Annotated in this window: 20 protein-coding genes and 2 pseudogenes; 8 read left to right on the forward strand and 14 right to left on the reverse strand. The window is 69.7% G+C overall.

The window, feature by feature from the left end; translation table 11 throughout:
- Positions 1 to 27: 27 nt before the first annotated feature.
- The 3 genes and pseudogenes from LZ199_RS17120 to LZ199_RS17130 form a co-directional block, all read right to left on the reverse strand.
- Complete coding sequence (locus LZ199_RS17120) at positions 28 to 297, reverse strand: P-type ATPase (protein ID WP_253994772.1); 270 nt, start codon at positions 295 to 297, stop codon at positions 28 to 30.
- 229 nt (positions 298 to 526) lie between these two features.
- A pseudogene (locus LZ199_RS46700) lies at positions 527 to 805 on the reverse strand (hypothetical protein); the annotation flags it as partial.
- A complete protein-coding gene (locus LZ199_RS17130; RefSeq protein ID WP_253994773.1) occupies positions 802 to 3,087 on the reverse strand; it encodes a heavy metal translocating P-type ATPase in 2,286 nt (761 codons plus the stop codon). The gene LZ199_RS17130 and the pseudogene LZ199_RS46700, both read right to left, overlap by 4 nt.
- A 272-nt stretch (positions 3,088 to 3,359) precedes the next feature.
- Between LZ199_RS17130 and LZ199_RS17135 the strand changes: the two genes are divergently transcribed.
- The 3 genes from LZ199_RS17135 (at position 3,360) to LZ199_RS17145 (ending at position 6,120) form a co-directional block, all read left to right on the forward strand.
- On the forward strand, positions 3,360 to 3,923 hold the full coding sequence (locus tag LZ199_RS17135; RefSeq protein WP_253994774.1) for a hypothetical protein: 564 nt from the start codon (positions 3,360 to 3,362) through the stop codon (positions 3,921 to 3,923).
- A gap of 1 nt (position 3,924) precedes the next feature.
- Entirely contained in the window at positions 3,925 to 4,092 is a 168-nt protein-coding gene (locus LZ199_RS17140) for a universal stress protein (protein ID WP_253994775.1), read from the forward strand.
- Between the two features lie 198 nt (positions 4,093 to 4,290).
- Positions 4,291 to 6,120 (forward strand): hypothetical protein, encoded by a 1,830-nt coding sequence (locus LZ199_RS17145; RefSeq protein ID WP_253994776.1) that lies wholly within the window; start codon positions 4,291 to 4,293, stop codon positions 6,118 to 6,120.
- Between the two features lie 80 nt (positions 6,121 to 6,200).
- Here LZ199_RS17145 and LZ199_RS46135 read toward each other — a convergent pair whose 3' ends face one another.
- From LZ199_RS46135 to LZ199_RS17160, 4 genes and pseudogenes are all read right to left on the reverse strand, one after another.
- Positions 6,201 to 6,335: a hypothetical protein gene (locus tag LZ199_RS46135; protein ID WP_256569168.1), complete on the reverse strand. Its 135-nt coding sequence runs from the start codon at positions 6,333 to 6,335 to the stop codon at positions 6,201 to 6,203.
- Entirely contained in the window at positions 6,317 to 7,105 is a 789-nt protein-coding gene (locus LZ199_RS17150) for a threonine/serine exporter family protein (protein ID WP_253994777.1), read from the reverse strand. Before LZ199_RS17150 ends, LZ199_RS46135 begins: the two co-directional genes overlap by 19 nt.
- 98 nt (positions 7,106 to 7,203) lie before the next feature.
- A pseudogene (locus LZ199_RS17155) lies at positions 7,204 to 7,503 on the reverse strand (hypothetical protein); the annotation flags it as partial.
- Positions 7,504 to 7,668: 165 nt separating this feature from the next.
- Complete coding sequence (locus LZ199_RS17160; RefSeq protein ID WP_253994778.1) at positions 7,669 to 9,093, reverse strand: hypothetical protein; 1,425 nt, start codon at positions 9,091 to 9,093, stop codon at positions 7,669 to 7,671.
- 202 nt (positions 9,094 to 9,295) lie between these two features.
- On the opposite strand from LZ199_RS17160, the gene LZ199_RS17165 reads away from it, so the two are divergent.
- Positions 9,296 to 10,798 (forward strand): arylsulfatase, encoded by a 1,503-nt coding sequence (locus LZ199_RS17165; protein WP_253994779.1) that lies wholly within the window; start codon positions 9,296 to 9,298, stop codon positions 10,796 to 10,798.
- Between the two features lie 48 nt (positions 10,799 to 10,846).
- On the opposite strand, the gene LZ199_RS17170 is transcribed toward LZ199_RS17165, so the two are convergent.
- The gene (locus tag LZ199_RS17170; protein ID WP_253994780.1) at positions 10,847 to 11,242 is read right to left on the reverse strand and encodes a response regulator; all 396 of its coding nucleotides are present in this window, start codon (positions 11,240 to 11,242) and stop codon (positions 10,847 to 10,849) included.
- A gap of 219 nt (positions 11,243 to 11,461) precedes the next feature.
- Here LZ199_RS17170 and LZ199_RS17175 point away from each other — a divergent pair, with 219 nt between their 5' ends.
- A complete protein-coding gene (locus tag LZ199_RS17175) occupies positions 11,462 to 12,223 on the forward strand; it encodes an SDR family NAD(P)-dependent oxidoreductase (protein WP_253994781.1) in 762 nt (253 codons plus the stop codon).
- A gap of 21 nt (positions 12,224 to 12,244) precedes the next feature.
- Positions 12,245 to 13,099, forward strand: a complete 855-nt coding sequence (gene pyrF, locus LZ199_RS17180) for an orotidine-5'-phosphate decarboxylase (RefSeq protein ID WP_253994782.1) — start codon at positions 12,245 to 12,247, stop codon at positions 13,097 to 13,099.
- A 69-nt stretch (positions 13,100 to 13,168) separates the two neighbouring features.
- Here pyrF and LZ199_RS17185 read toward each other — a convergent pair whose 3' ends face one another.
- Complete coding sequence (locus LZ199_RS17185) at positions 13,169 to 15,739, reverse strand: penicillin-binding protein 1A (protein ID WP_253994783.1); 2,571 nt, start codon at positions 15,737 to 15,739, stop codon at positions 13,169 to 13,171.
- 32 nt (positions 15,740 to 15,771) lie between these two features.
- Positions 15,772 to 16,728, reverse strand: coding sequence for an RluA family pseudouridine synthase (locus LZ199_RS17190; protein ID WP_141644288.1), 957 nt, complete (start codon positions 16,726 to 16,728; stop codon positions 15,772 to 15,774).
- 44 nt (positions 16,729 to 16,772) lie between these two features.
- On the opposite strand from LZ199_RS17190, the gene LZ199_RS17195 reads away from it, so the two are divergent.
- Together LZ199_RS17195 and LZ199_RS17200 are read left to right on the forward strand one after the other, a co-directional pair.
- Positions 16,773 to 18,239: a pentapeptide repeat-containing protein gene (locus tag LZ199_RS17195; RefSeq protein WP_253994784.1), complete on the forward strand. Its 1,467-nt coding sequence runs from the start codon at positions 16,773 to 16,775 to the stop codon at positions 18,237 to 18,239.
- A 226-nt stretch (positions 18,240 to 18,465) separates the two neighbouring features.
- On the forward strand, positions 18,466 to 19,365 hold the full coding sequence (locus LZ199_RS17200) for an alpha/beta fold hydrolase (protein WP_253994785.1): 900 nt from the start codon (positions 18,466 to 18,468) through the stop codon (positions 19,363 to 19,365).
- A 92-nt stretch (positions 19,366 to 19,457) separates the two neighbouring features.
- Here LZ199_RS17200 and LZ199_RS17205 read toward each other — a convergent pair whose 3' ends face one another.
- From LZ199_RS17205 to LZ199_RS17220, 4 genes are all read right to left on the reverse strand, one after another.
- Positions 19,458 to 20,039 (reverse strand): MOSC domain-containing protein, encoded by a 582-nt coding sequence (locus tag LZ199_RS17205; protein WP_253994786.1) that lies wholly within the window; start codon positions 20,037 to 20,039, stop codon positions 19,458 to 19,460.
- 35 nt (positions 20,040 to 20,074) lie between these two features.
- Positions 20,075 to 21,052 carry an MBL fold metallo-hydrolase gene (locus LZ199_RS17210; protein WP_253994787.1) on the reverse strand — a complete coding sequence of 326 codons (978 nt, stop codon included), beginning with the start codon at positions 21,050 to 21,052 and terminating at the stop codon, positions 20,075 to 20,077.
- 79 nt (positions 21,053 to 21,131) lie between these two features.
- Complete coding sequence (locus LZ199_RS17215) at positions 21,132 to 22,085, reverse strand: DMT family transporter (RefSeq protein WP_253994788.1); 954 nt, start codon at positions 22,083 to 22,085, stop codon at positions 21,132 to 21,134.
- A 76-nt stretch (positions 22,086 to 22,161) separates the two neighbouring features.
- Positions 22,162 to 23,145 (reverse strand): GNAT family N-acetyltransferase, encoded by a 984-nt coding sequence (locus LZ199_RS17220; RefSeq protein WP_253994789.1) that lies wholly within the window; start codon positions 23,143 to 23,145, stop codon positions 22,162 to 22,164.
- Positions 23,146 to 23,150: the final 5 nt, after the last annotated feature.

A 23,150-nucleotide genomic window follows, 5' to 3' on the forward strand; every position in this document is an offset into this window, starting at 1 on the left:
TGGCACGCCGCCCGCGGGCGCGCGCGCTCAGGCGACGTGGCGCGAGAAGACGCGGTTGAGCCACACGGCGCTGGCGGAGCCGCTGATGACCGCGGTCCCGGCGAAGACCCCGTTCGTGGCCTCGGACATGCGCGCTCCCGAGGGGAGCTCCCCGGGCTGCTTCTCCACGGGATAGGGCTCCCCCGTGAGCATCGCCTGATTGACGTGGAAGTCCTTCGACGCCAACAGCCGCGCGTCCGCAGGCACGCTGTTGCCCGCGCACAGGAGCACGACGTCTCCGGGGACGAGCTCCGACACGGGCACCTCCCACGTGCGCCCATCGCGCAGGACGCGGGCCCGCAGCGCCCCCCGCTCGGAGCCTCTCGGCGGCCCGGCCAGCCGGTCGCTCCTGCACGAAGTCGAGCGTCACGCTCGACAGCACGATGACCGCGATGATGGCCGAGCTCGTCACGTCGTGGATGAACGCGGACACACCGCTGGAGACCAGCAGCACGAGCACCAGCGGATTGCGGAAACGCGCGGCGAACTCCACCCAGGGCGCTCGTCGCCGCTCCTGCGAGAGCGTATCGGGGCCCAGGCGCACCAGACGGCTTTGGGCCTCGGTGACGGACAGCCCCGTCAGCGAGCCCTGCAGGCGCGTGAGCAACACCGCGAGCGGAACCGTCCAGGCCGGGGGAAGTTCCCCCCTTCGGCCACACGCGAGGCGGCACGCCGTCCGCCGTGCCTCATGAAGCAGCGCTTCGTGGAGGCCTGTACGCCTCGCGCTCCGGAATGAGCGTCGACGGGCCCATTGCGCGCCCCTCACGAGACCGCATCGAAGAGCTCCTCCTCCTGAGCGAAGTGGAGTTGGAGGATGGCGCCCAGACCATAGAGGAGCCTGCGCAATTCGCGCTGCTGCAGGGCATCCAGCCCCTGGTCGCCCAGGTCCTCCACCCGGCGATGATAGATGCGGCCCAGGTGGGTGATTTCCCGGTGGGTGCGACTCATCGGGCCCAACGGGTCCTCGCCCCCCAGCAGTCGCGCCAGCGGGGGATAGAGCTCGGTGTCATCTCTGCGCTCATGAGGCAACAGCCGCTCGCGCAGCAGCCCGTCCAGTTCCAGCAGTTCGGACTTCTGCTGGGAAGCGCCCATCGCGTCCAGCCGGTCCGCCAGCGACTGGACCCGCTCGAGCACGGGACGCAACTCCTCGTGTTCGCGCCTCAGGTGCCCCACCTCTTGCTCCGACAGGCCGTGGCGCACGGCGGGCAGGCCATTCCCTGCCAGTGCCCGCAGGGCATTGAGGATGACGGCGACATCGATTCCCTCCTGAAGCAACGCTCCCACGACGGGCCCCAGCATGCCGGCCGCCGCGAACCCCATGGCCACCAGGGACAAGCCCATCCCGACCACGACGCTCTGCAACGCGATGGAGCGAGCGCGGCGAGCCACGAGCATCGCCTCCACGAGACGGTCCAGCCTGTCCACCAGCAGCACCACGTCCGCGGCCTCGGCGGCCGCACCCGAGCCGCGCGCGCCCATCGAAACGCCCACGTCCGCGGCCGCCAGCGCGGGCGCATCGTTGATGCCATCCCCAACCATGAGAGTGATGCCCGCGGCGCGTTCGGACAGCACTGTCCGCACCTTCTCCTCGGGACTCTGCTCGCAGAACACGGCATCCACGCCCAGCGCGGCGCCAATCGCCTCCGCCACCTCCGCTCTATCTCCGCTCACCATGACGAAGCGCTTCACGCCGGCCCGTCTCAACAGGCGCAGGGCTCTCGGCGCCTCCAGGCGAATCTCGTCCGCCAGAAGCAGGGCGCCCGCCATCCGCCCGTCCACGGAGACGAATACACCCGAAGTGCCCTCATCCCCCATGTGCCGCAGCACCCCACGCGCCCAGGGCGTGAGCACTTCCGAGCCCCCCGCCCAGGCCGGTGAGCCGAGCCGCAACGAATGCCCCTCCACCTCGCCGCGCATCCCAGCCCCGGGCTGCTCCTCCACCCAGGTGGGCAGGGTGAGTGACAGCCCCCGCTCACGCGCGGAGGCGACGATGGAACTGGCGACGACATGCTGGGACGCCTGCTCCAGCGAAGCGCTCAGCCGCAGCAGCTCCTCGGGGTCTTGGATGCCATCGGTCTCGATGGCGGTGAGCCGCGCCTGTCCCGACGTCAGGGTGCCTGTCTTGTCGAAGAGCAAGGTATGCGCCCGGGCAAGCGCCTCCAGGGCCGCGCCATCCTTGATGAGCACTCCGCGGCGGGCCGCGCGCGAGATTCCAGACACGATGGCCACCGGCGCGGCGATGATGAGGGGGCAGGGGGTCGCCACCACGAGCACGGCGAGCGCCCGCACCGGGTCGCCTGACAACAGCCACGCCGCGCCGGCCAGGACCAGGGTGAGCGGGACGAAGAGCAGCGCATAACGGTCGGCGATTCGAACGAAGGGCGCCTTGGAGGCCTGCGCGGACCGCACCAGGCGCACCACGCCCGCATAGGTGCTGTCATCCGCCGTGGAGAGGGCGCGCAATTCGAAGGGCGGCCCCGCGTTGAGGGGGCCGCTTCGCACCCGCTGCCCCGTGGGGTGGGAGACAGGGAGCGACTCGCCCGTGAGTGCCGACTCGTCCAGCACCGCCTCGGCGGAGACCACGAGGCCATCCACGGGGACCACCTCGCCTCCCTTGATGAGCAACAGGTCGCCGGGCGTCAGCGCCTCCACGGGCACCTGGACGAGTCCGCCCTCTTCAATCCGGGTAGCGACCTTGGGAGCCCGTCCGAGCAGCGAGGACAGCTCGCGCTTCGCACGGGCTCGCGCGGAGTCCTCCAGGGCACCCCCACTCGAGTACATGAGGGCGATGATGACGCCCGCGAGATACTGACCCAGCCCCAGGGCGCCTGCCATCGCGAGCAAGGCGACGATGTCCACCCCCATCGCGCCGCGGCGCAGGGACTGGATGATGGACACCGCCACGACGAGCATCACGGGCGCGGCGCCCGCGGCCCAGCAGATGTCCGCGACGTGAGGGGCGCCAAGAAGCCAGGCAAGGCCTCCCACCACCAGTCCCGCCGCGGACACCGCCAGCAGCCCCGCGCTCTTGAGCCAGGAGAACCGCATGCGAAGCGTCACCTCTCGTCCGAGCCGTCCCTTCCCCCTCCACGAAACATAGTCCCCCTGAAGAAGTTGTCTCGGGGAGCCGCCCAATCCCCTGCAAGCCAGACCGGGCCCCCGCTGGAGCGAGTCCGTCCGTGCCGGGCAGGCGGGCCGACGCACGCCGTGCGCCTCTCTCACCCGTGGCATGGCGCCGACGGCCGTCACTAGCCTCAAGGAGCTGTCGCAGGTCGCGCGCGGAGGCGCCCTTCCTGGGACTGGGGGGCACGGTCGACCGGATGGGCCAGGCGCTGGAGGTCCCCTTCCTGGTGGTTCGGGAAGGCGCGGGGCTGGAGGCGTGGGCGCGCGGCCAGCGCGCCCTGCGCGTGATGCTGGGCGTGGACCGCTCACGGTCCTTCGAGGTCGCGCGCGACGGGGTGAAGGCCTTGGCGAAGGTCGGCCCCCTGGACGTGGTTGGCGGCCACGTCTTCTGGGTTTCCGCCGACACCGAGCGGCTGGGGTTGAACCTGGTGCAGCCCTGCAATTACAGGGACGTGTCCGCCGACCTGCGCGAGGCCTTGGAGCGAGAGGTGTCCACGCTCCTGGAACCATTGCGCGCGGAGCCTCCCCGGGTGCGCGCGGTGCTGGCGACCACGGACTTCATGGCGCCTGGGGACCGCGCCGTTGCCTATGCCTTCGCGCTGACCCCGCCCGGGGGTACGGTCCACCTGCCGCATGTCGAACCCGATGGAGCGACACCCCGGGAGCGTCAGGCGGCGCGGCGCCAGTTGGAGCTTCGCGTGCCCCGGGCGGAACAGGACGGGAAGCACAAGGTCGAACTGTCCGTGCTGACCGGGGGATGACGTGGCGGAAGTCATCGCCCAGGCCGCCGAGCGTCACGACGTGGATCTGCTCTGCCTGGGGACGCATGGCCGTGGTGGTGTGGGTCGGCTGGTGCTCGGTTCGGTGGCGCGGCGGGTCATGGCGCGAAGTGGTCGGCCCGCCGTGACGGTGCAAATGCCACGCGCGTAATCCGACACGGCGCCGCGGCGGCTCCAACACACGCGCGTCGTCGCCCTGCCCCTGGACACCGAGCAGCGCAGTCCCAGCCCCTCGCCACCTGGCGCCGTGGCGTCGTCAGGTGTCGACGTGACGCTGCCCCCGGGTGCGATGCCTGGAAGCTCTCGCGTGGCTACCTCCTGACGGACCCGTCGTGCCCGGGAGGGCTTCATGTCCGTCGAAGCGCCCCAGGCGTCGCGCGCCCCTCCTTGGTTCCGCGCGCGGCGCGGCGGCTGGTGGCGGGTCCTCCAGTGGGGACTCGTCGTGGTGCTGGCCTTCGAAGCGCTGCTGAACGTGGCGCTCAATGTCGGACTGGTGCCCGCGCTGCTCGCCAGGACCACTCCGAGGACCCAGGTGGACTGGCACAGCGGCTGGTGGCTGTGGCCCGGCCCCGTGCACCTCCGAGGCTTCTTCGTGCGGCAGCGGGATGCTCGCGCGGCGTGGCGCATCGACGCGGAGCACGTGGACGCCAACGCGTCCCTCTTCGCGCTCCTGTCCCGGCGGGTGCGCGCGGAGGGAGTCCGAGCCCGAGGAGTGAGCGTGCGGGCGGAGCCCCTGCCCGCGTTGGAGCAGACGCCCGCCGGACACCCGCATGCACACCCGTGGGACATCGAGCTGCTCGACGTCACGATGGAAGACCTGCGCGAGCTGATGTTGAAGCCGGTGCGGTACGTAGGCCCGGGACAGGTGAAGGGCGCGGTGCGCGTGGTCGCGGGACAGCGACTCACCGTGACCCTGGAGTCGCTCCGCCTCGCCGATGGAGCGCTGGAGCTGGAGGGGCGGACGGTGGCGCGCGTGCGGGAGGTGTCCCACGAGCTGGCCCTCGATGCCGTCCGACCGGAGGGGGAGACGAAGCGCCGGGTGGAGAAGTTCGACGGGCGGCTGGGCGTGAAGATGGAGGTGCTCGACCTCGCGTGGCTCGGAGCGCTGGTGTCCCGGGAGCACCCGGACCTGCTGGGTGAAGGCGCGGGTCGGCTCGACGCGGAGGTGTTCATTCAAGGAGGACAGCTGGCCGCGGGCAGCCGCGTGGATGCGAGCGGGGCTCCGCTGGAGCTGCGGGTGGGCCCCGCGCGCGTGCGTGCTCCCTGGAGGGTTCATGGCGAGGTGACGGAGGACGGGTCGGCCGGGACGCGCAGCGTGCTGCGGATGCGCTTCGCTCCCGTCCACGTGGAGGGCAAGGCGGGCCATGTGCTGGAGGTTCCGGAAGTCTCGCTCACGCTGCATGGGAAGATGCATGACCCCGACGCGGCGACGCAGGTGAAGCACGAGCTGCGCGTGACGCGGAGTGGGCCCGTGGACCTGCGGATGCTCAACGCGTGGATGGGGAAGACCTTCCACGTGGAGTCGGGTCACGCCACGCTGGAGGCGTCGGACAGCACGGCCGGACAGAAGACTCCGCAGCGGTTGCGACTGGACCTCCATACGGACCTCGTGGAAGGGCGGTGGGCGGAGGCCCGCGTGCTCGGCATGGCGTCCGTGGAGCTCGACGCGCGGCGCCTGAGCCTGCACGGCAAGAGCCTGGGCCTGGATGGCTCGGCGCTTCACCTGCACCACGTCTCGGCGGACGCGCCGCACGCCACGATTCGCGGATGGAGTGGGCGCTTCGATTTGCCCCAGGCGCGGTTGACCCTCGCCCCCGCGGAGCTGGAGGCACACTTCTCCGCGCACTTCTCCAACGCGGACCCGTTCGTCGTGCTGCTCACGGCGGAGAAGAAGCTGCCGGGGTTCCTCTCGCCCTTGCTGAAGGCCAGGGACTTGAGGGTCACCGGACAGGCGCGGATGAGCGACGCGGGACTCCAGGTAAGCGCGCTGCACGCGAAGGCGGACGGGCTCGAACTGGAGGGCCGCCTGGACACGGCGCGCGGAACGACGCACGCGCTCATCTACGCGAAGGTGGGCGACCTCAGCGGCGCCGTCGAAGTCAAACCCGGTGACACCCACGTGCAGCTCAAGCACCCACGGCGCTGGTACGAAGAGCGGCTCTCAGAGCCACCTCGCTGAAGCGGACAGCGTCATGCCGGCACAACCTGCTCCGGCTCCACGATGGAACAGGACCCGCAGCGCGAGCATGCGTGAAGCAGTCACACTTCGCGGGACGGCTTCGCCGACTTCGCGCGCTGGGAGTCCTCCATGCACTCTCGGGTGCTCTCCCGGGCGTCAGGCGACAGCCCGAGCATGAAGGCGAACAACAGCCCCATCACGAGCTGCAGCGCCACGAGCAGCAGCTCGAACACACGCGCGTCGTCGCCCTGCCCCTCGACTCCGAGCAACGCCAGGATGGCCCTCGTGCCGACGAAGCCCGGCGCGAGCTGGAGCAGTCCGGGCATGATGAGCGTCGATGGGAGCCGCCCCGGCAGTCGGCTGTGGAGCTGTCCGGCCACGCCCAGGACGAAGGCCGAGATGAGCGGACTACCCTTGTCGCCGAGCCCCCCTTGGTGAGTTCCTGGACGCCCCACGCCAGCAGCACGGCGCCCACAATCCACGGCGTATCGCGGTGCCTCGCGGACATGCACACGGTCAACGCCACCCCGCCCACGGCGATGATGACCAGCACCACGGCATGCGGCAGCGCTTGCGCATTCGTCCGCAACGGGAGCGGTCCGAACAAGCCCCAGAGCGTGCCCGCGGCCGCGATGCCCACGCCCAGCATGAGGAAGCGCAGCATTCCATAGGTGAGCCGCGAGAGCCCCGCCTCCACCGACTCGCCCACCAGCTCCGCCGAGCCCAACATCACCACCATCGCTGGCACGAGCAGGGTGATTCCTCCGAAGAGGGCTCTCGCCGCATCGAACGTCGGCAGCACGAAGGTCAGGCCGAAGGCGAGCAACGTCCCCAGGAACGCCCCGAGGAAGCTCTTCTGCAGGTCCACCCGCTCGGACTTGAGCGTGCCGAAGTGAATGCCTCCCGCGAGCACCCCCACCGCGAGCGCCGCCACCAGCTCCCACCAGCCACCCCCGACGCGCGCGGCGACCGCGGCGCCATACACGCCATACGCGAGGTAGACGAGCCACTCGGGATGCAGTTGATGTGCGCCATGATGCGGTCCAGCTCGGCGCGGGCCTCGGCCACCGTGCGCGTCCCCCGAGTGATGGCCTCCGACAGCAGGAGCAGCGCGGCGGCGCGCGTCAGGTTCCAATGCGGATTGAAGGGCAGCCGGTGGAAGTCGACCCGGCGCGCCGCGCCCGAGCGCACCTCCGTCACCGCGAGCGTCTGGAGGGTGAACACGTCCACCTCCAACCCCCAGGCCCGAGCCGCTTTCCTCACGCGACTCTCCACCCCGAACGACGGCACGTAGGACAGGTGCAGCGCCCGCGCGAGGTCGAGCAGCAGGGCCACGGTCGCGTCCTCGTCGAGCAGCGTCCCGGCCTCTGGTGCCTCGCTCATGCGCGCCGCCCTCCCGGCGACCTGCCCTTCCGACTGTGTCCGTCTCCACGCGACGAGCGCGGACCGTCCATGATTGGAGCCTGGAACCTGGAGGTGGGGACCCGTCACGCGCTCGGAAAGCAGCCCTCCGGGGCGACGCCGTGTCACCGCTCGCTCGCGGCGGCGTCAACGCATCGTCGGAGCCTCGTCGGCGGTGTCCTCATCGGGGCTCTGGTCCTTCTCCACGAGCGCGAAGCTGGCGCCGATGATGAGGCTGAGCTGGAGGAAGCGGACCTTCTGGCTCCCGGACAGCGGCTGGAGGCCCGCGCGCTCCACCGCGTCGGCGAGCCGCTCCGTGGTCTGCTGCCCGAAGGCCACGTTGCCGCCCAACGTGAAGCGCGAGCGGCCCACCGTGAAATGCAGCCCGGTGGCGACGTGGTAGAGGTCCCAGCCCGACAGCAGCGCGTTCATGTTCGGCGTCTCCGTCACGCCGCTGAAGTCCGTGTGGGCACTCAGGTACGCACGCAGGCGGGAACCCAGCCGCTGCTCCACGCCCAGCGCCACGTTGACCAACGGCGCGAGCGCGAAGTCGACGTCCGGATCGATGACCTCCTGGGAGTCACGGGGAGAGAACGCCCTGGCGTCGACCAACGTGAAGCGCTTCACCCGGGCGAAGCCCTCCGCCGCGAGATACACGGAGGTGCTCCCCAGCGTCCCACCCACGCCGAGCGCCACCGCCCAGCTCGACTGGAACCTCGCCTCCAGCCCCTCCTGGAAGTCGAAGGCCGACGCGGGCAGCGACGACAGCCCGAAGCCCCGCTCCAGTATCGCGCGCTCGAAGCTCGACTCGCCCTCTCCCCACAGCGCCAGGCTCGGGGTCGTCACAGTGAGGCCCGCGGACAGATGCTCGCGCTGGTAGCTCACGCCCAGCTTCGCGAGCAGCCGCACGTGTCGCAGGTGGAAGTCCCGACCCAGCGTGGACAGCAGCGCGCTGCCTCCAGGGCCCGAGCCTTGCGCGAGCACCTGGATGTTCGTCTCCTGGTCCCTCACCGCCGCGAAGGGACTCACGCCCACGCCCACGTGTCTCCCCAAGGGAAAGGACCACGTCAGCCCCGCCCAGTACTCCCCCACGTCCTGGTCCAGCCGCACGTCCGCCGCGAGCTGGTCCATCCCCGGCACCCCGCCCAGGTTCGTCCCCGAGCCCTGCTCGCGAGACTCCAGCGAGGCGGTGAATCCCTGCCGCGTCAGCAGTGAATAGGCGAGCCGCGACTTGCCCAGGAACCCCCAGCGCAACGAGCCCGCGATGAGAGACGGCAGCACATCGAGTCTCGACTCGGTGAGGCCCTGCCCGTTCCCCTGGCCGTTCCGCACGGTGAGGCTCGTGGACTCGAAGACAGTCCCGGTCAGCTCCAGCTCCGGCGTCTGCAGGAGCGCGAGCGCGCCCGGGTTGTAATAGACGGCGCTGATGTCCCCCGGATTCGAGATGAACGCGCCGCCGAGCAGCCACGCGCGGTTGCCGAACTGCCGTGTCCAGTAGTGCGCGTCCTGCGCCCGGGCCAGGGGCGACATCAGGAGAAGCAGCAACAGTCCCCACGGCCTGACGACTGGCATCCATCCACCCGAGACTCGCGGAACGCCGCAAGGTGACCACGGGCCATCGCCCACGCCATTGCCCCGCGAATGGAGTCCGGTGTCCGCCGCGCACGAAGTCGGACCGGGCCGTTGCACCGTCGGCCTGTCCACCCGTCCGCCCCTGCTTGTCCCCCAGGGCCGCCGCGCTCACTCCTATTCCACATTCGCGCCGGGGGACTCGATGGCGACCCAGAAGAAGAAGGACGCGAAGAAGCAACCCAACATCCTCGTCATCTTCGGTGACGACATCGGCTACTGGAATGTCAGTGCCTACAACCTCGGGGTGATGGGCTACCGCACGCCGAACATCGACCGGCTGGCGAAGGAGGGCGCGCTCCTCACCGACTACTACGCGCAGCAGAGCTGCACGGCGGGGCGCGCGGCCTTCATCACCGGCCAGTGTCCGTTCCGCACCGGGCTCACCAAGGTCGGCATGCCGGGCGCCAAGGTCGGCCTCCAGCCCGAGGACCCGACCATCGCCGACCTCCTCAAGGCCCAGGGCTACCGGACCGCGCAGTTCGGAAAGAACCACCTGGGAGACCGCGACGAGTTCCTCCCCACCGTCCACGGCTTCGACCACTTCTTCGGCAACCTCTACCACCTCAACGCGGAGGAGGAGCCAGAGAACCCGGACTACCCCAAGGACCCGGCCTTCAGGAAGCGCTTCGGTCCGCGCGGCGTGCTGCGCTGCGCGTCGGACGGCAAGGGCGGGCAGAAGGTGGAGGACACCGGCCCGCTGACGAAGAAGCGGATGGAGACGGTGGACGAGGAGTTCCTCTCCTCCGCCATGGACTACCTGGAGGACGCGAAGAAGTCCGCCCAGCCGTTCTTCATGTGGTTCAACACCACGCGCATGCACGTCCACACGCACCTGAAGCCGGAGTCGCGAGGCAAGACGGGGCTCGGCCTCTACCCGGACGGCATGGTGGAGCATGACGGCATGGTCGGGCAGCTCCTCGACAAGCTCGACTCGCTGGGGCTGTCGGAGGACACCATCGTCGTCTACACCACGGACAACGGGGCGATGACGTGCATGTGGCCCGACGGCGGCATGACGCCCTTCCGTGGCGAGAAGGACACCAACTGGGAGGGCGCCTTCCGCGCGCCGTGCGTCGTGCGCTGGCCCGGCGTGATTCAGCCCGGCACGCAAATCAACGAGCTGTTCTCGTCCGAGGACTGGCTGCCCACGTTCCTCGCGGCGGCGGGCGACCCGGACATCGTGGACAAGCTCAAGAGCGGCCACGAGGCCAACGACAAGAGCTTCAAGGTCCATCTGGATGGTTACGACCAGACGGAGCTGCTGTCCGGCAAGGGGACCTCGGCGCGCACGGAGTTCTTCTACTTCGGTGACGACGGGGAGCTGGTCGCCGTGCGCCACGGCCGCATGAAGCTCGTCTTCGCGGAGCAGAACGCCAAGGGCATCGAGGCCTGGGGTGAGCCCTTCACCATCCGCCGCGCTCCGCTCGCCTTCGACCTGCGCGCCGACCCGCTGGAGCGCTCGCAGGACGCGGTCGGCTACCAGTCGTGGCTCATCGACCACGCCTTCTACTTCGTGCCCGCGCAGCAGGCCGTGGCCCGGTTCCTCGCGAGCTTCCGCGAGTTCCCGCCGCGCCAGCGTCCGTCGAGCTTCTCGGTGGACCAGGTGGTCGCCAAGCTGGAGAGCGCGCCGTCGGGCATGCACTGACGCTCGCATGAGGGGGCCCGCGTCCGTCCAGCGGCGCGGGCCTCCGCCTCACACGGGCTGGGGCTGCTCCTCCGCGGCGAGCACGTAGCGCGAGACAGCGCCGAGCAGTTGCTCCACGTCCACGGGCTTGCGCAGGTAGTCGTCCACGCCGAGCGCGGCGACCTCGCGCGCGCTCACGCCCTGCCCGGAGATGACCACCACGGGAATGGGCGCCAGCAAGGCATCCTCGCGCTGCCTGTCGCGGAACTCCCAGCCGTTGACGTCCGGCATCATCAGGTCCAACAGAATCACGGAGGGGCGTGCGCCCCCGCGCAGCAACTCCAGCGCCTCGCGTCCGCTGTGCGCCAGCAACACGCTGTGCCCCTCCAGCTCCAGCACGTCCTTGAAGGCCAGCAGGATGTCGGGGTCGTCGTCGATGGCGAGCACGCAGTTCGAGGGCGTCATGTGCGCGTTCCTCCTCGTGGAGACAAGCTGCGGACGAACAGGCCCCGTGCCATCGGCCGGCCGCCGAGCGAGCCACGCACGACAGGGCCAGCGCGTGCATGCTCGTCAACACTCCTGGGCCTTCCGACCCGGCCGGCCGGACAAGGCCCCGCATGGTTTTGTGTCCCAATTCCGCCGCCAACCGTGCGAGAAGCAGCGACGCAGCCAGGAGGAGACACCATGGCGGAGATGAGCTACCGGACGGCGCTGGTGACAGGCGCCTCGAGCGGCCTGGGACGAGGGTTGGCGCTGTGGCTGGCCAAGCGCGGCCTGCGCGTCTTCGCCGCCGGGCGAAGGATTCCGCAGCTCCAGGCGCTCGCCGACGAGGCCCAGGCCGCGGGCGCGACGGTGGAGCCGCTGGAGCTGGATGTCACGCGCACGGAGTCCCACCTGGAGCGCCTGCGCGAGCTCGACTCGGAGTGCGGTGGCCTGGACCTCGTCGTGGCCAACGCGGGCGTCGGCGGCGTGACGAATGGCAAGCGCCTGGACTGGGACAAGGTGCGTGCCATCATCGACACCAACGTCACCGGCGCAGCCGCCACGCTGACGGCCGTGCTGCCGCGCATGGTGGAGCGCCGCCGGGGCCACGTGGTGGGCATCTCCAGCCTCGCGGCCCACCGGGGGCTGGCGGGACATGCGGCGTACTCGGCCTCGAAGGCGTTCCTCGCCACGTTCATGGAGAGCCTGCGCGTGGACCTGAGCAGCACCGGCGTGCGCGTCACCACCATCTACCCGGGCTTCGTGAAGAGCGAGATGACCGCCGACAACCACTTCCCCATGCCCTTCCTGATGGAGACGGACGCGGCCGTGGAGCTGATGGGCACGGCCATCCTGCGCGGTGAGACGGAGCTGTCCTTCCCGTGGCAACTCGCCCTGCCCTCGCGGCTGGCGAAGGTGCTGCCCAATCCCCTCTTCGACGCGGCCGCTCGCCGGCTGCGCTGACCCTGCACAGGAGCTGGAACGGTGAATACCCCTGCATCCTTCGCCCAGCGCTTCGCCCGGCTCGCCGACGAGCGCTCCCCGTTCTGCCTCGGCGTCGACCCGTCGAAGGACCTGCTCGCGCGCTGGGGACTGCCCGACACCGCGCAGGGCCTCTCCGACTTCTGCGAGCGCATCGCGGACGCGGCCGGTGACAGCGTCGCGGTGGTGAAGCCGCAGAGCGCGTTCTTCGAGCGCCATGGCCCCGCGGGACTCCAGACACTCCAGGCGCTGATGAAGCGCTTCAAGGCGGCGGGCACGCTCGCGCTGCTCGACGTGAAGCGCGGGGATATCGGCTCCACCATGGACGCCTACGCGGAGACCGTCTTCGGCGCGGGCAGCGCCTACGAGGCGGACGCGGCCACCTTCTCCGCGTACCTGGGCCTGGGCGCGCTGGTGAAGACGATTGAGCGGGCGCGGGCGTCGGGCGCCTGTGCCTTCCTCGTCGTGCGCTCCTCCAACCCGGAGGGCACGTCGCTCCAGACGTCCACGGGGGCCGATGGCCGCACCGTGGCGGAGGTCCTCGCGGACGGGCTGCGCGAGCTGAACGAGAAGGCGGGACCGGGCGTGCTGCCCGCGGGCGCGGTGATGGGGGCCACTCTTCCCGCGTCGGACCGGGGCGTGGTGGAGCGGCTGGGCGGCGCGCTGATGCTGACGCCTGGAATCGGCGCGCAGGGCGCCGGCTTCGACGACCTCAAGCGCCTGTTCGCCGGGCGCGAGGCGCAAATCATCCCCACCGCCACGCGCTCCGTGCTCGAAGCAGGGCCGGATGTGGCGTCACTCCGCGCGGCCATCCAGCGCCACGTGGAGCCCGCGCGCCGCTTCCGCACGGGCGCCTGAAACGACTCGGGCCCCGCGTCCTCCCGAAGGAGGCGCACGGGGCCCGGAAATCATCCACGTCGGCGAGCGCTACTGCGCGCCCATCATGAACTGGTCCACGTCGACCGTGTTCTTGTCGGGCACGGCGTCCTTCGGCTCGGTGCCCTTCTTGAAGAACATCAGCTCCGAGCCCTTCGCGCCGGGGCTGGCAATCTTGCCCGTCTTCTTGTCGATGTGGAGCCGCACCAGGTCCATCGACTGCCACGGGTAGAACTCCGACTGCGGCCGGCCCTCCAGCGCGCGCTTCATGTAGTTGAGCCAGATGGGCAGCGCCGCGCGGCCACCCGTCTCGTAGCGGCCGAGCGGATGCGGGTTCAAGTCGTAGCCCACCCACGCCACCGTCACGAGGTCCCGGGTGTACGCCGCGAACCACGCGTCGAAGGAGTCGTTCGTCGTGCCCGTCTTGCCGGCGGCGGGCTTGCCCAGGCGCGTGGCCGGGCCACCCGTGCCCTGGAGCACCACGCCGCGCAACAGGTGCGTGAGGATGAAGCCGACCTCCGCGCTCATCACCTGCTCACCGGGCTCGAAGAGGCGCGCGTAACCTGCGGCCACGCGGTCCTGCAAGGGCGCCCACGCGTCGTCGAACGCGGTGTGGTCCTCCAGCGTGCGGCCGAAGCGGTCCTCCACCTTGCGCACGAAGTACGTGGGCTTCTTGCGGCCGTAGCGGTTGAACGTCGCGTAGGCGTTGGCCAGGTCCAGCGGGTACACGCACGAGGAGCCGAGCGCCGCGGAGAAGTCCATGTTCATGGGCGTGGTGATGCCCAGCTTCGTGCTCCACGCCGCCATGTTCTTCACGCCCACCGCGCCGAACGTCTTCACCGCGGGGATGTTCATCGAGTTGACGAGCGCGGTGCGCAAGAGCACGTCACCCACGAACTCCTCGCTGTAGTTCGCCGGCTTCCACGACACCTTGTTGTCCGGGTCGTGCTCCACAATCGGCGAGTCGACGATGACAGTGGCCTCCGTCCAGTTGAGCTGCTCCAGCGCCGCCGAGTACACGAAGGGCTTGAACGAGCTGCCCGGCTGACGGCACGCCTGGAAGGCGCGGTTGAACTCGTTGTCGTCGAAGTCGTACCCGCCCACCATGGCCGTGAGGTACTGGCGGTGGGGGTCCACGGAGACGAGCGCGCTCTGCGCCTCGGGCGTCTGCTCCAGCCGGAAGAGCTTCACGCCCTCCTCGGGGATGTCCTCCGCCAGCTTCTTGTCCCACTGCTCCTTGTCGTCCGTGAGGTCCTTCTTCGTCACGTGACGGACGACGACGAGGTCGCCCACCGCGATGGCCTTCTTCACCGACGAAATCATCATCGCCGGGTAGTAGCCCTCCGGGTTCACCTTGCGCGCCCAGCGCATGCCGAGCAGCGGCAGCCGCCCCGCATGCGGGCCCACCTGGATGTCCGCGCCCTTGCCGTCCGAATCCAGCTGCGTGACGGCGGCCACGTAGAGCCGCCCTTCCGAGAGCTCGTCCTTGCCCATGGCCTTCTTCGCGCGGTCGATGAACGCCTTCATCGCCTCCGGCGTGAGCTGCTGCACCGGCCCGCGCCAGCCCTGGCGCTTGTCCACGGAGAGCAGCCCATCCATCACCGCGTCCTGCGCGGCGCGCTGACGCTCGCTGTCCATGGTGGTGAAGATTTTCAGGCCGTCCTTGAGCAGCACGGGGTTGCCGTACCGGTCCACCACGTCCTTGCGCACCTGCTCCACGAAGTACGGGGCGAACTCGTGGAAGACGTCCTCCACGGGGAACACCTTCACCACCTCCGCATTGGCCGCGTCGTGCTCGGCCTGCGAAATCATCCCCTCCACCAGCATGCGGCGCAGCACGTAGGAGCGGCGCTTGCGGGCCGCCTCCGGGCGCAGGAAGGGCGAGTAGCGGCTGGGCGCCTGCGGAAGGCCCGCGATGAGCGTCATCTCCCCGAGCGTCAGGTCGCGCACGTCCTTGCGGTAGTAGTTCTCCGCCGCGCTCTGCACGCCGTAGCTGTGGTGCCCGAGGAAGACGTTGTTCAGGTAGAGGTAGAGAATCTCTTCCTTGGTGAGCGACTGCTCCAGCCGCAGGGCGAGGATGGCCTCGCGAATCTTGCGGGTGAGCGTCTTCGCGGTGGCGGACTTGTAGCCCTCCGCGGAGATGAGCACCGCCTTCGCCGTCTGCTGCGTCAGGGTGGAGCCACCCTGGATGCCGCCGGAGCGCAGGCCCAGCTTCGAGCCAATCGTCTTGAAGGCCGCGCGCGAGGTGCCGAGGATATCCACGCCGAAGTGGTCGAAGAAGCTGGAGTCCTCGCTGGCGATGAACGCCTGCACCAGCCGCTTCGGAATCCGCTCGTAGGGCACGACTTTGCGGCGCTCGTTGTAGAACTCGCCCGCGAGCACCGCGTCGTCGGTGTAGACCTCCGTGACGATGGGCGGCCAGTACTCGTCCACCTTGGGGATGGCCGGCAGCCCGTCCGAGTACACGTAGTAGATGGCGACCAGGCCCACCGCGCCCGCCGTGGCGCCCGTGAGGGCCAGCCAGCCACCCAGCTTCAGCAGCACCTTCCACCAGCGCCCGGGGGGAACCCCCTTCAGCACCAGCTTCGAGCGGCTTCGGTCAGTCGTCTTGGAGTCGGACATACGTGTATCGGAACCTCGCGGGCGTCACGGCCTCAGGGCAGCAATGCGGCCCGCTTGAGCACGTCTCGGAGCTCGGGGGGGATGGGGGCTTCCACGGCCACCTTCGCCCCGCCTTCGGGGTGTGGAAATTCGATGCGCTCGGCGTGCAGGAACAACCTCTTGAGCCCCCAGCGCGCCTGCACGTCGCGGTTGAAGGCGAAGTCACCGTATTTCTTGTCCCCGACCACCGGGTGGCCAATGGAGGCCAGGTGCCTTCTTATCTGATGGGTGCGCCCGGTCTCGATGGAGCAGGACAGGAGCGCCACCTCGCCCGACTGCTTGACGACCTTCCAGCGGGTGAGGGCCTCCTGCATGTTGACCCCGCGACGGGCCTTGGACTCGGCCGTCTGCTGGTGCTCCGAGAGAGGCAGGTCGATGACCCCGGACTCCTTGGGCATCTTCCCCTTCACCAGGGTGATGTAGCGCTTCTTGGAGAGCCCGTGGGTGAAGACCTCCGTGAAGTGCACCATCGCCGGGCGCCGCTTGGCGACCAGGATGACGCCGGAGGTCTCCCGGTCCAGGCGGTGGGCGGGGGAGGCGGTGAAGTCGTTGCGGACGGCCTTCGGCCCAAGGTAGGCGCGCACGTAGTCCACCAGCGTTCCGCCGGTGATGCCGCTTCCGGTATGGACGGCCATCCCGCTGGGCTTGTCCACGGCCATCAACCAGTCGTCCTCTCTCAGAATGACCAGCCGGCTGGGGTCCACCGGCGGGGGTGGACGGTCCACTTTCGGACGGTCCTCTCCCCTGAGCGTCTGCTCGTCTCCACGGATGGTGAGCACGTCTCCGTCCGCGAGCAACTGCTCGGGCTGGGCACGTTTCCCGTTCACCCGCACCTTCTTGGTGCGAATCATCTTGAACAGGTGGCTCACGGGGACAGTGGGGAGCCGTTTGCGCAGGAGCTTGTCCAGGCGCATCCCGGCGGTGTCGGTCTCGATTCGGTACTCGATCATTTGTGCTGGCGCGCGGACCAGACCATACGAATAATCCCCGGTCCATGCCGAAAGCCCCCAGTATCGAGAAGCTCCTCCAGAACGGGTCGGCCGAGTGGAACCGACTGCGCAAGGGCGGTCAGGTCCCGTCCGAGCACACTGGCGCCACCTTCACGCAACTTTTCTCCGCCAACGCGGACCTGTCGGGCCTAGGGCTCGTCGGTTCCGAGTGGGAGCGGTGCGATCTGTCGAAAATCAACTTCCGGGACACGGACCTGTCGAACGCCTATTTCCACGGCGGACGGCTCCAGGACTGTGACTTCCGGGGGGCCAACCTCGAAGGGGCGACCTTCGAGAAGCTGAAGCTGCTCCGCTGTGACTTCACGGGCGCCAAGGGCCTGGAAGAGTTGGAGATGGACGATGTGGACATGGACCGGGTGGTCGGTCTGGACGGAGAGGAAGCTCCTCCTCCGCCGCCTCCTCCGGCCCAGGGCATCACCGCGTTCACCCGCGAACAGCGGGAGAAGGCGTTGGGCGTGCAGGCCGCGGCGCTCATGCAGGGAGAGCCTTCCGAGGAGCTGCCGCCGTTCAAGCCGCAGGACCCGCCCGGCTCGCTCTTCTTCCGGGGCCTGAAGCGCATGGCGATGCCGCCGTTGTGGGTGTTGGACGTGCCGGGCTTGAGGCCGCTGGTGCCGCAGCGGATGCCTCCGGGCAGCTCTCTGGAGACGCTCTACCGCGAGGCGGTGAAGACGCGGCTGGAGAACAAGAAGCCGTCGGCGGACCCCGGCGTGGTGGAGAAGGCGCAGAAGGCGCTGAGGATGGGTGCCAAGGACGCGGCCGTGTCGGCCATGTACCTGCGCGAAGTGGGTGTGTTGCCGCTGTTCCGCTTCTCCGCGGCGCAGGTGTTGAAGGCCGCGCTGCGCGAAGAAGTGGATGTGGATGACCTGACGGGGTCCATCGACCCTCGGACGACGGGCGCGCTGTTGGAGCTGCGGCTGACGCACGAGGTGGTGGAGCACCTGCAGGAGGCTCGGCGGCGGCTGGCGGCGACGCAGCTGTACACGTCGCTGTTGGAGGCGGGCTTCAACCCGGACAACAACTGGGATGAGGCGCTGGAGTCGCAGGACGCGGCGATGGAGCTGGCGAACCTGGCCACGGGCGACAACCGCGACGAGCTGTTCGAGGGCTTCCAGGTCTTCGCGGCGCTGCCCGAGGAGGCGCGGTTGCGCCGGCTGGCGTACCTGGCGGAGTCGGTGTCCAACCTGGAGCTGGTCAGCCGGCTGCCGGAGGGGATGGAGCCGGCGTGGCTGAACGGGCCGGAGACGCGCGAGTGCCACGAGCGGGAGATGACCTACGTCCAGTCGCTGAAGGCCGAGGAAATCCCTGGGAAGGTGGCGGCGCTGGCGAAGGCGGAGCTCGGAGTGCCCGAGGGTTCGGTGCCCGAGGACAGCGACGGGGACCTGTTCATCCACCTGCGCTGTGACGTGTGTGGCAAGGAGAAGCTCATCGTTCAGTCGCCCGACGCGGAGTGACGGCGAGCTGAGTGGTGGGGCCCTCGGGGCCGCTGGAGTCCTCCTGGGGACTCGGCGGCCCCGTGGTGTTTCTGGGGCGTGCTGGCCTGGGTGGACGGGGAGCGGACGAGCGGAGCGTGTGCTCACGGAGTCCTGTCGATGCGCAGGTTCGGACGGAGACACGGGCTTGTCGCCGAGTGGGCCTCGCGGGTGGCGTCAGGACTCGTCCAGTTCGGGAGGTCCGGGCATGCCGGCGGTCGCGCACAGGACGGTGACGGTGGAGGGCCTCGAGATTTTCTATCGCGAGGCCGGGCCCGGGGACGCGCCGGTGGTGCTGCTACCGCATGGCTATCCGTGCTCATCGTTCCAGTTCAGGAACCTGTTGCCCGCGCTGGGGGACTCATGGCGGTTGATCGCGCCGGACGCGCCTGGCTTCGGGTACAGCGAGACGCCGGACGCGAGTCGGCTCGACTACACGTTCGATGGGTACGCGCGGTACCTGGAGCGGTTCGTGGAGACGCTGGGGCTCACGCGGTATGCGCTGTACCTGCATGACTACGGCTCGCAGTTCGGGTTCCGGCTCGCGTTGAGGGCACCGGAGCGCGTGGCGGCGCTCATCATCCAGAACGGCGACATCTACGAGGACGCGTTCGGGCCGAAGTACCAACCGCTGCGGGAGTACTGGGAGAACCCGACGGCGGAGGGGCGCGAGAAGCTGGCGGCGGCGGTGAGCGAGGAGGGCTTCCGGGGTGAGTTCATCGGGGAGATTCCCGCGCATCTGGTTGACCGTGTGAGCCCGGACCTGTGGACGCTGTCGTGGTTGCTGGTGCAGCGGGAGAAGCGGAAGGAGCACTGGGTCAACCTGCTCGCGGATCAGCGCACGACGCTGGCGTGGATGCCGAGGTTCCAGGCGTATCTGCGTGAGTTCCAGCCGCCGACGTTGATTGTCTGGGGACCGCACGATGGATACATGCCCGAGGAGTCGGCGCGGGCGTACTTGCGGGACTTGCCGGAGGCGGAACTGCATCTGCTCGACACGGGGCACTGGGCGCTGGAGACACACCTGGAGGAAATCGCTTTCCTCATGCGGCGCTTTCTTCAGCGCGTGCATGCGTCACGGGCAGAGGGCGCGGCCTACGTCACATGATGCGTCGACGGGCTTCGAGGATTTGATGGGCCCAGGTACGGGCATTGTCGGCTGATCCAACGTCCCACTCCCGCGCAGTTCACGCTGCCCAATCAGGGCAGCACGTACGTCACCGGCTTCGGCAACATCACGCGGACTTCATCTCCCGCGCGGATGACTCCGGGCCGGTCCACCCAGGCCACCAAGCCTCGGCGCTCCCACGCGGACTTCACGAAGCGGCTCGCCACCTTCACGTGGTCAGGATGATGCTGCTCGATGACCTTCCCCGGTCCGATGCACGGCTCGTTCTCGCCTTCCACCGCGAGCACCGCGTCCTCGGGAAAGAACAGCCGCGTCCCCGGCGGCAGGTGCGTCAGCCTTGGCACCCCCGTGAGCTCCAGATTCGCTCCCAGCCACGACGCGAGCACCTTCGGCACTCCGAGCGTCTCCGCCACCAACTCCAGCTCCTCTGTCGACACCAGCGAGAGCTGCCGCGTGTTCCGGATGGGCGTCCCCTTCGGGTACCACGGCGTGCGCACGTCCGCCGGCCGCGTGTGCCCCGCATGCCGGTCTCCGTCGATTCCCTCGAACGTCACCCGCACCTCGGACAACTCCCGAGTCACGAAGGTCTTCTTCTCGGTGCACACCAGGACGCGGACCACCTGGCCCACGAGCCGCGGAGAACGGGAAGGCATGCCCCCATTCTACTCCGGTCCACGCCCCCTCCGCCTCACAGCAACGAGAGCTGCTGCGGCTTGCCTCCCAGCGGCCGGGCATCCACCCCCGCGTCCCGCAGCGCCTGCGCCAGCTCCTCCGCGAAGCCGTGACACGTAATCACCTCGCTCGCCCCCGTCGCCTTCACGTAGGCCATCAGCGACGGAAAGTCCGCGTGGTCCGACACCGGAAACGCCACGTCCGCGCCGTAACGTCTCGCCGCGCCCGGGTCCATCGCCCACCCTGTCAGCACCGCCGTCCCTCGCGGCCACAGGTGCGCCAGCGCCCCTCCCCTTGCTTGATGCGGCGGGAAGAACAGCACCTCGCCCGGCTCCACCTTCCCGTGGAAGCACCGCAGGTTTTCAATCGGCACGCCCAGCTCCGCATAGAGCTGCGCCACCTCGAAAATCGACGAGTGCGCCACCAACGGGAAACCCTTGCCCGCCAGGAACTTCATCGCCTCCTGGCTCTTGCCCAGCGGATACCCCAACACCACCGGCACCGCGCCCCGCTCGAGCTGCCGCCGCACCCACGCCTCCACCTGCCCCCACACCTCGTCGCGCGGCGGGAAGCGGTAGCGCGGATGACCGAAGGTCGACTCGATGACGAGCGTGTCGCACTCCGCCACCTCCGTCGCCTCCGCCGTCAACGACGGCACCACGTTCAAATCCCCCGTGTAGACGACGCGCCGTCCATCCGCGCGGATGACTCGAAGCTGCGCGCTGCCCAGGATGTGCCCCGCCGGCAGCAGCTCCAACACCAGCGGCCCCAGCTCGAAGGGACGGCGATACGGCGCGGCCAGCGGCGCACTCACCGGCCCCAGCCGATGCTCCATGAAGCGCAGCGTCGCCGTCGTGGCGATGGTGCGCTCATGCCGGGCGATGTGGTCCGAATGTCCGTGACTCACGAAGCTCAGCGGCGACTTGCGCTTCGCGTCCAGGGACAGGAGGGTGCCCGTCAGGTGCAACCCGTTTCGACGCAGCTCCACGCTCATGGGAAGGGCCCGGATATAGCGCGTCCACCCGCCCGTGGGCCGCTTCTCTCGCGGCCCGCGCCCGTCCGCCTGGAGGGCGTCAGCCCGTCCCCTGCACTCCCCGTCGCCTTGACTTCCACCATGTCCAGGCAGGCGACCCCAGCTCCGCCACCAGCACACCCGTCAGGATGAGCCCACCGCCCATCGCCTCCGGCGCGCCCAGCTTCTCGTAGCCCAGCACCACCGAGTAGATGGACGCGAACACCGGCTCCAACGCGTAGATGACCGCCGCGCGCACCGCCGACGTCCGCGCCTGCGCCCACGTCTGGATGCTGATGGCCAATGCGCTCGGCAACAGTCCGCACACCAGCACCGCCGTCACCAGCGACGCATTCCACTCCACCTTGCGCGCCACGAAGGGCAGACACGCCGCGGACATCAACGCCACGCCCCACAGCTGCACCGCCACCATCCCCAGCACGCCCTCCTTCGATGCATACCGCTCGGTGAGGGTGATGTGCCCCGCGTACGCCACCGCGCAGCCCAACGACAACAGCTCCCCCACGCTCAGCCAGCCGCCTCCCTCGCCCGGCGCGGGCCGCGTGAGCAGGTAGAGCCCCACCGCCGACAGCGCCACGCCCAGCAGCGACGCGAGCTTCGGCACCCGCCGGAACACCAGCAGCGACAACACCGGGACGAACAGCACGGCCATCCCGGTGATGAACGCCGAGCGCGACGGCGTGGTGAGCGTCAGCCCCCACGTCTGGAGCGCGAAGCCCAGGAACAGGAACGTGGCCAGCACCGCGCCATGGCGCAGGTTCTTCGAGGAGAACACCTGCCGCCCCGCCAGCGCGCTCAGCACCAGCGCCCCCACCCCGAAGCGCAGGGTGAGGAAGGTGAACGGGTCGGCGTGCCCCAGGGCGTCCTTCACCACCACGAAGGTGACGCCCCAGATGAGGGTGATGAAGAGCAGCGCTCCGTCCGCCTGGAGGCCCTTGAGCCGCCCCGGGCGAGTCGGCTCGCGCCCCATGCTGTCGGGAGTCGAGATGCTCACGGAAGTCCTCACGACGCGAAGGCGCGCAAGCGGGGGCTTTTGACGCACCCAGAGCCCCCACGCAACCCCCGTGGACTCAGGGGCCGGAGTCCCGCTCCAAAACCACCAGTCGCTTGGACCGCCCCGCGGCGTCCCAGGCCTCGTTCGTCCGCCGCGTCAGCGCGTCCGAAGAACGACGGAAGCCCACGCCCTCGAACGTCCGCAGCGACGCGGCGTTGTCGTCGTCCACATCCGCCTGGACGCTCGGCTCTCCCTGTCGGTGCGCCTCCTCGACCAGACAGGCCAACAGTTGAGTGGCCACGCCCATCCGCCGGGCCTGAGGCGCCACCACCAGCGAGCGCACCCAGACACCATCCAACGGCAGCCCCTCCTGCCGATACGAGTCCACCCAGGCGAAGCCGTGCAGCTTCCCCTTCGCGTCCAGCGCTCCAGCCGCTGCCCCACGGCGCTCCGGCAGCTCCAGCCCCCACCGCTCGCGAAGCTGACGGCGCAGGAAACTGGCGGACACCACCAGCCGCTCGCTCGCGAAGGCGAGCAGCGCGTCCAGGTCCTCCGCCCGCAACAGCCGGACCTCCAGCGGCCCCACCCAGTGGCGCCGCAGCGGCTTCGACCAGCCGGAGAAGAAGAAGTCCCTCACGCCCCGATAGACTAGCCGGGTCTCGGGCCGCGCCCACGCCGTCGCCAGCGTCCGCTGCGCCGCCCAAAGCGCTGGACGGAAGGGCCGGGGCAACGGCACCCGCCACCTGCCACGCCGCAGCGCCACCACCCGCCCGAGCACCTCCCCGCCCGAGCGCTCCTCCGCGCCCAGCAGCGTGGCCGTCCTCCATGGCTCGAGGGACACCACCACGCGCGCCGTCAGCATCCGCCCCTGGCGCACCAGCACCACGTCCCCACGCGAAACGGCGCCAGGCCCGCAGCGCAGCACTCGCACCGCGTCCGCCGAGCGCAGCAGCGGATACAGGTCCTGCCCCACACCTCGCACCCAGAGCCGCTGCCCCGGAGGCAGGGCCTCCAGCACGTCCAGCAGCACGTCGGTGGACGGCGTCTTCCGCGGCGGCACGCGCC

This window comes from Myxococcus qinghaiensis (assembly GCF_024198215.1).
Taxonomy (GTDB): domain Bacteria; phylum Myxococcota; class Myxococcia; order Myxococcales; family Myxococcaceae; genus Myxococcus; species Myxococcus qinghaiensis.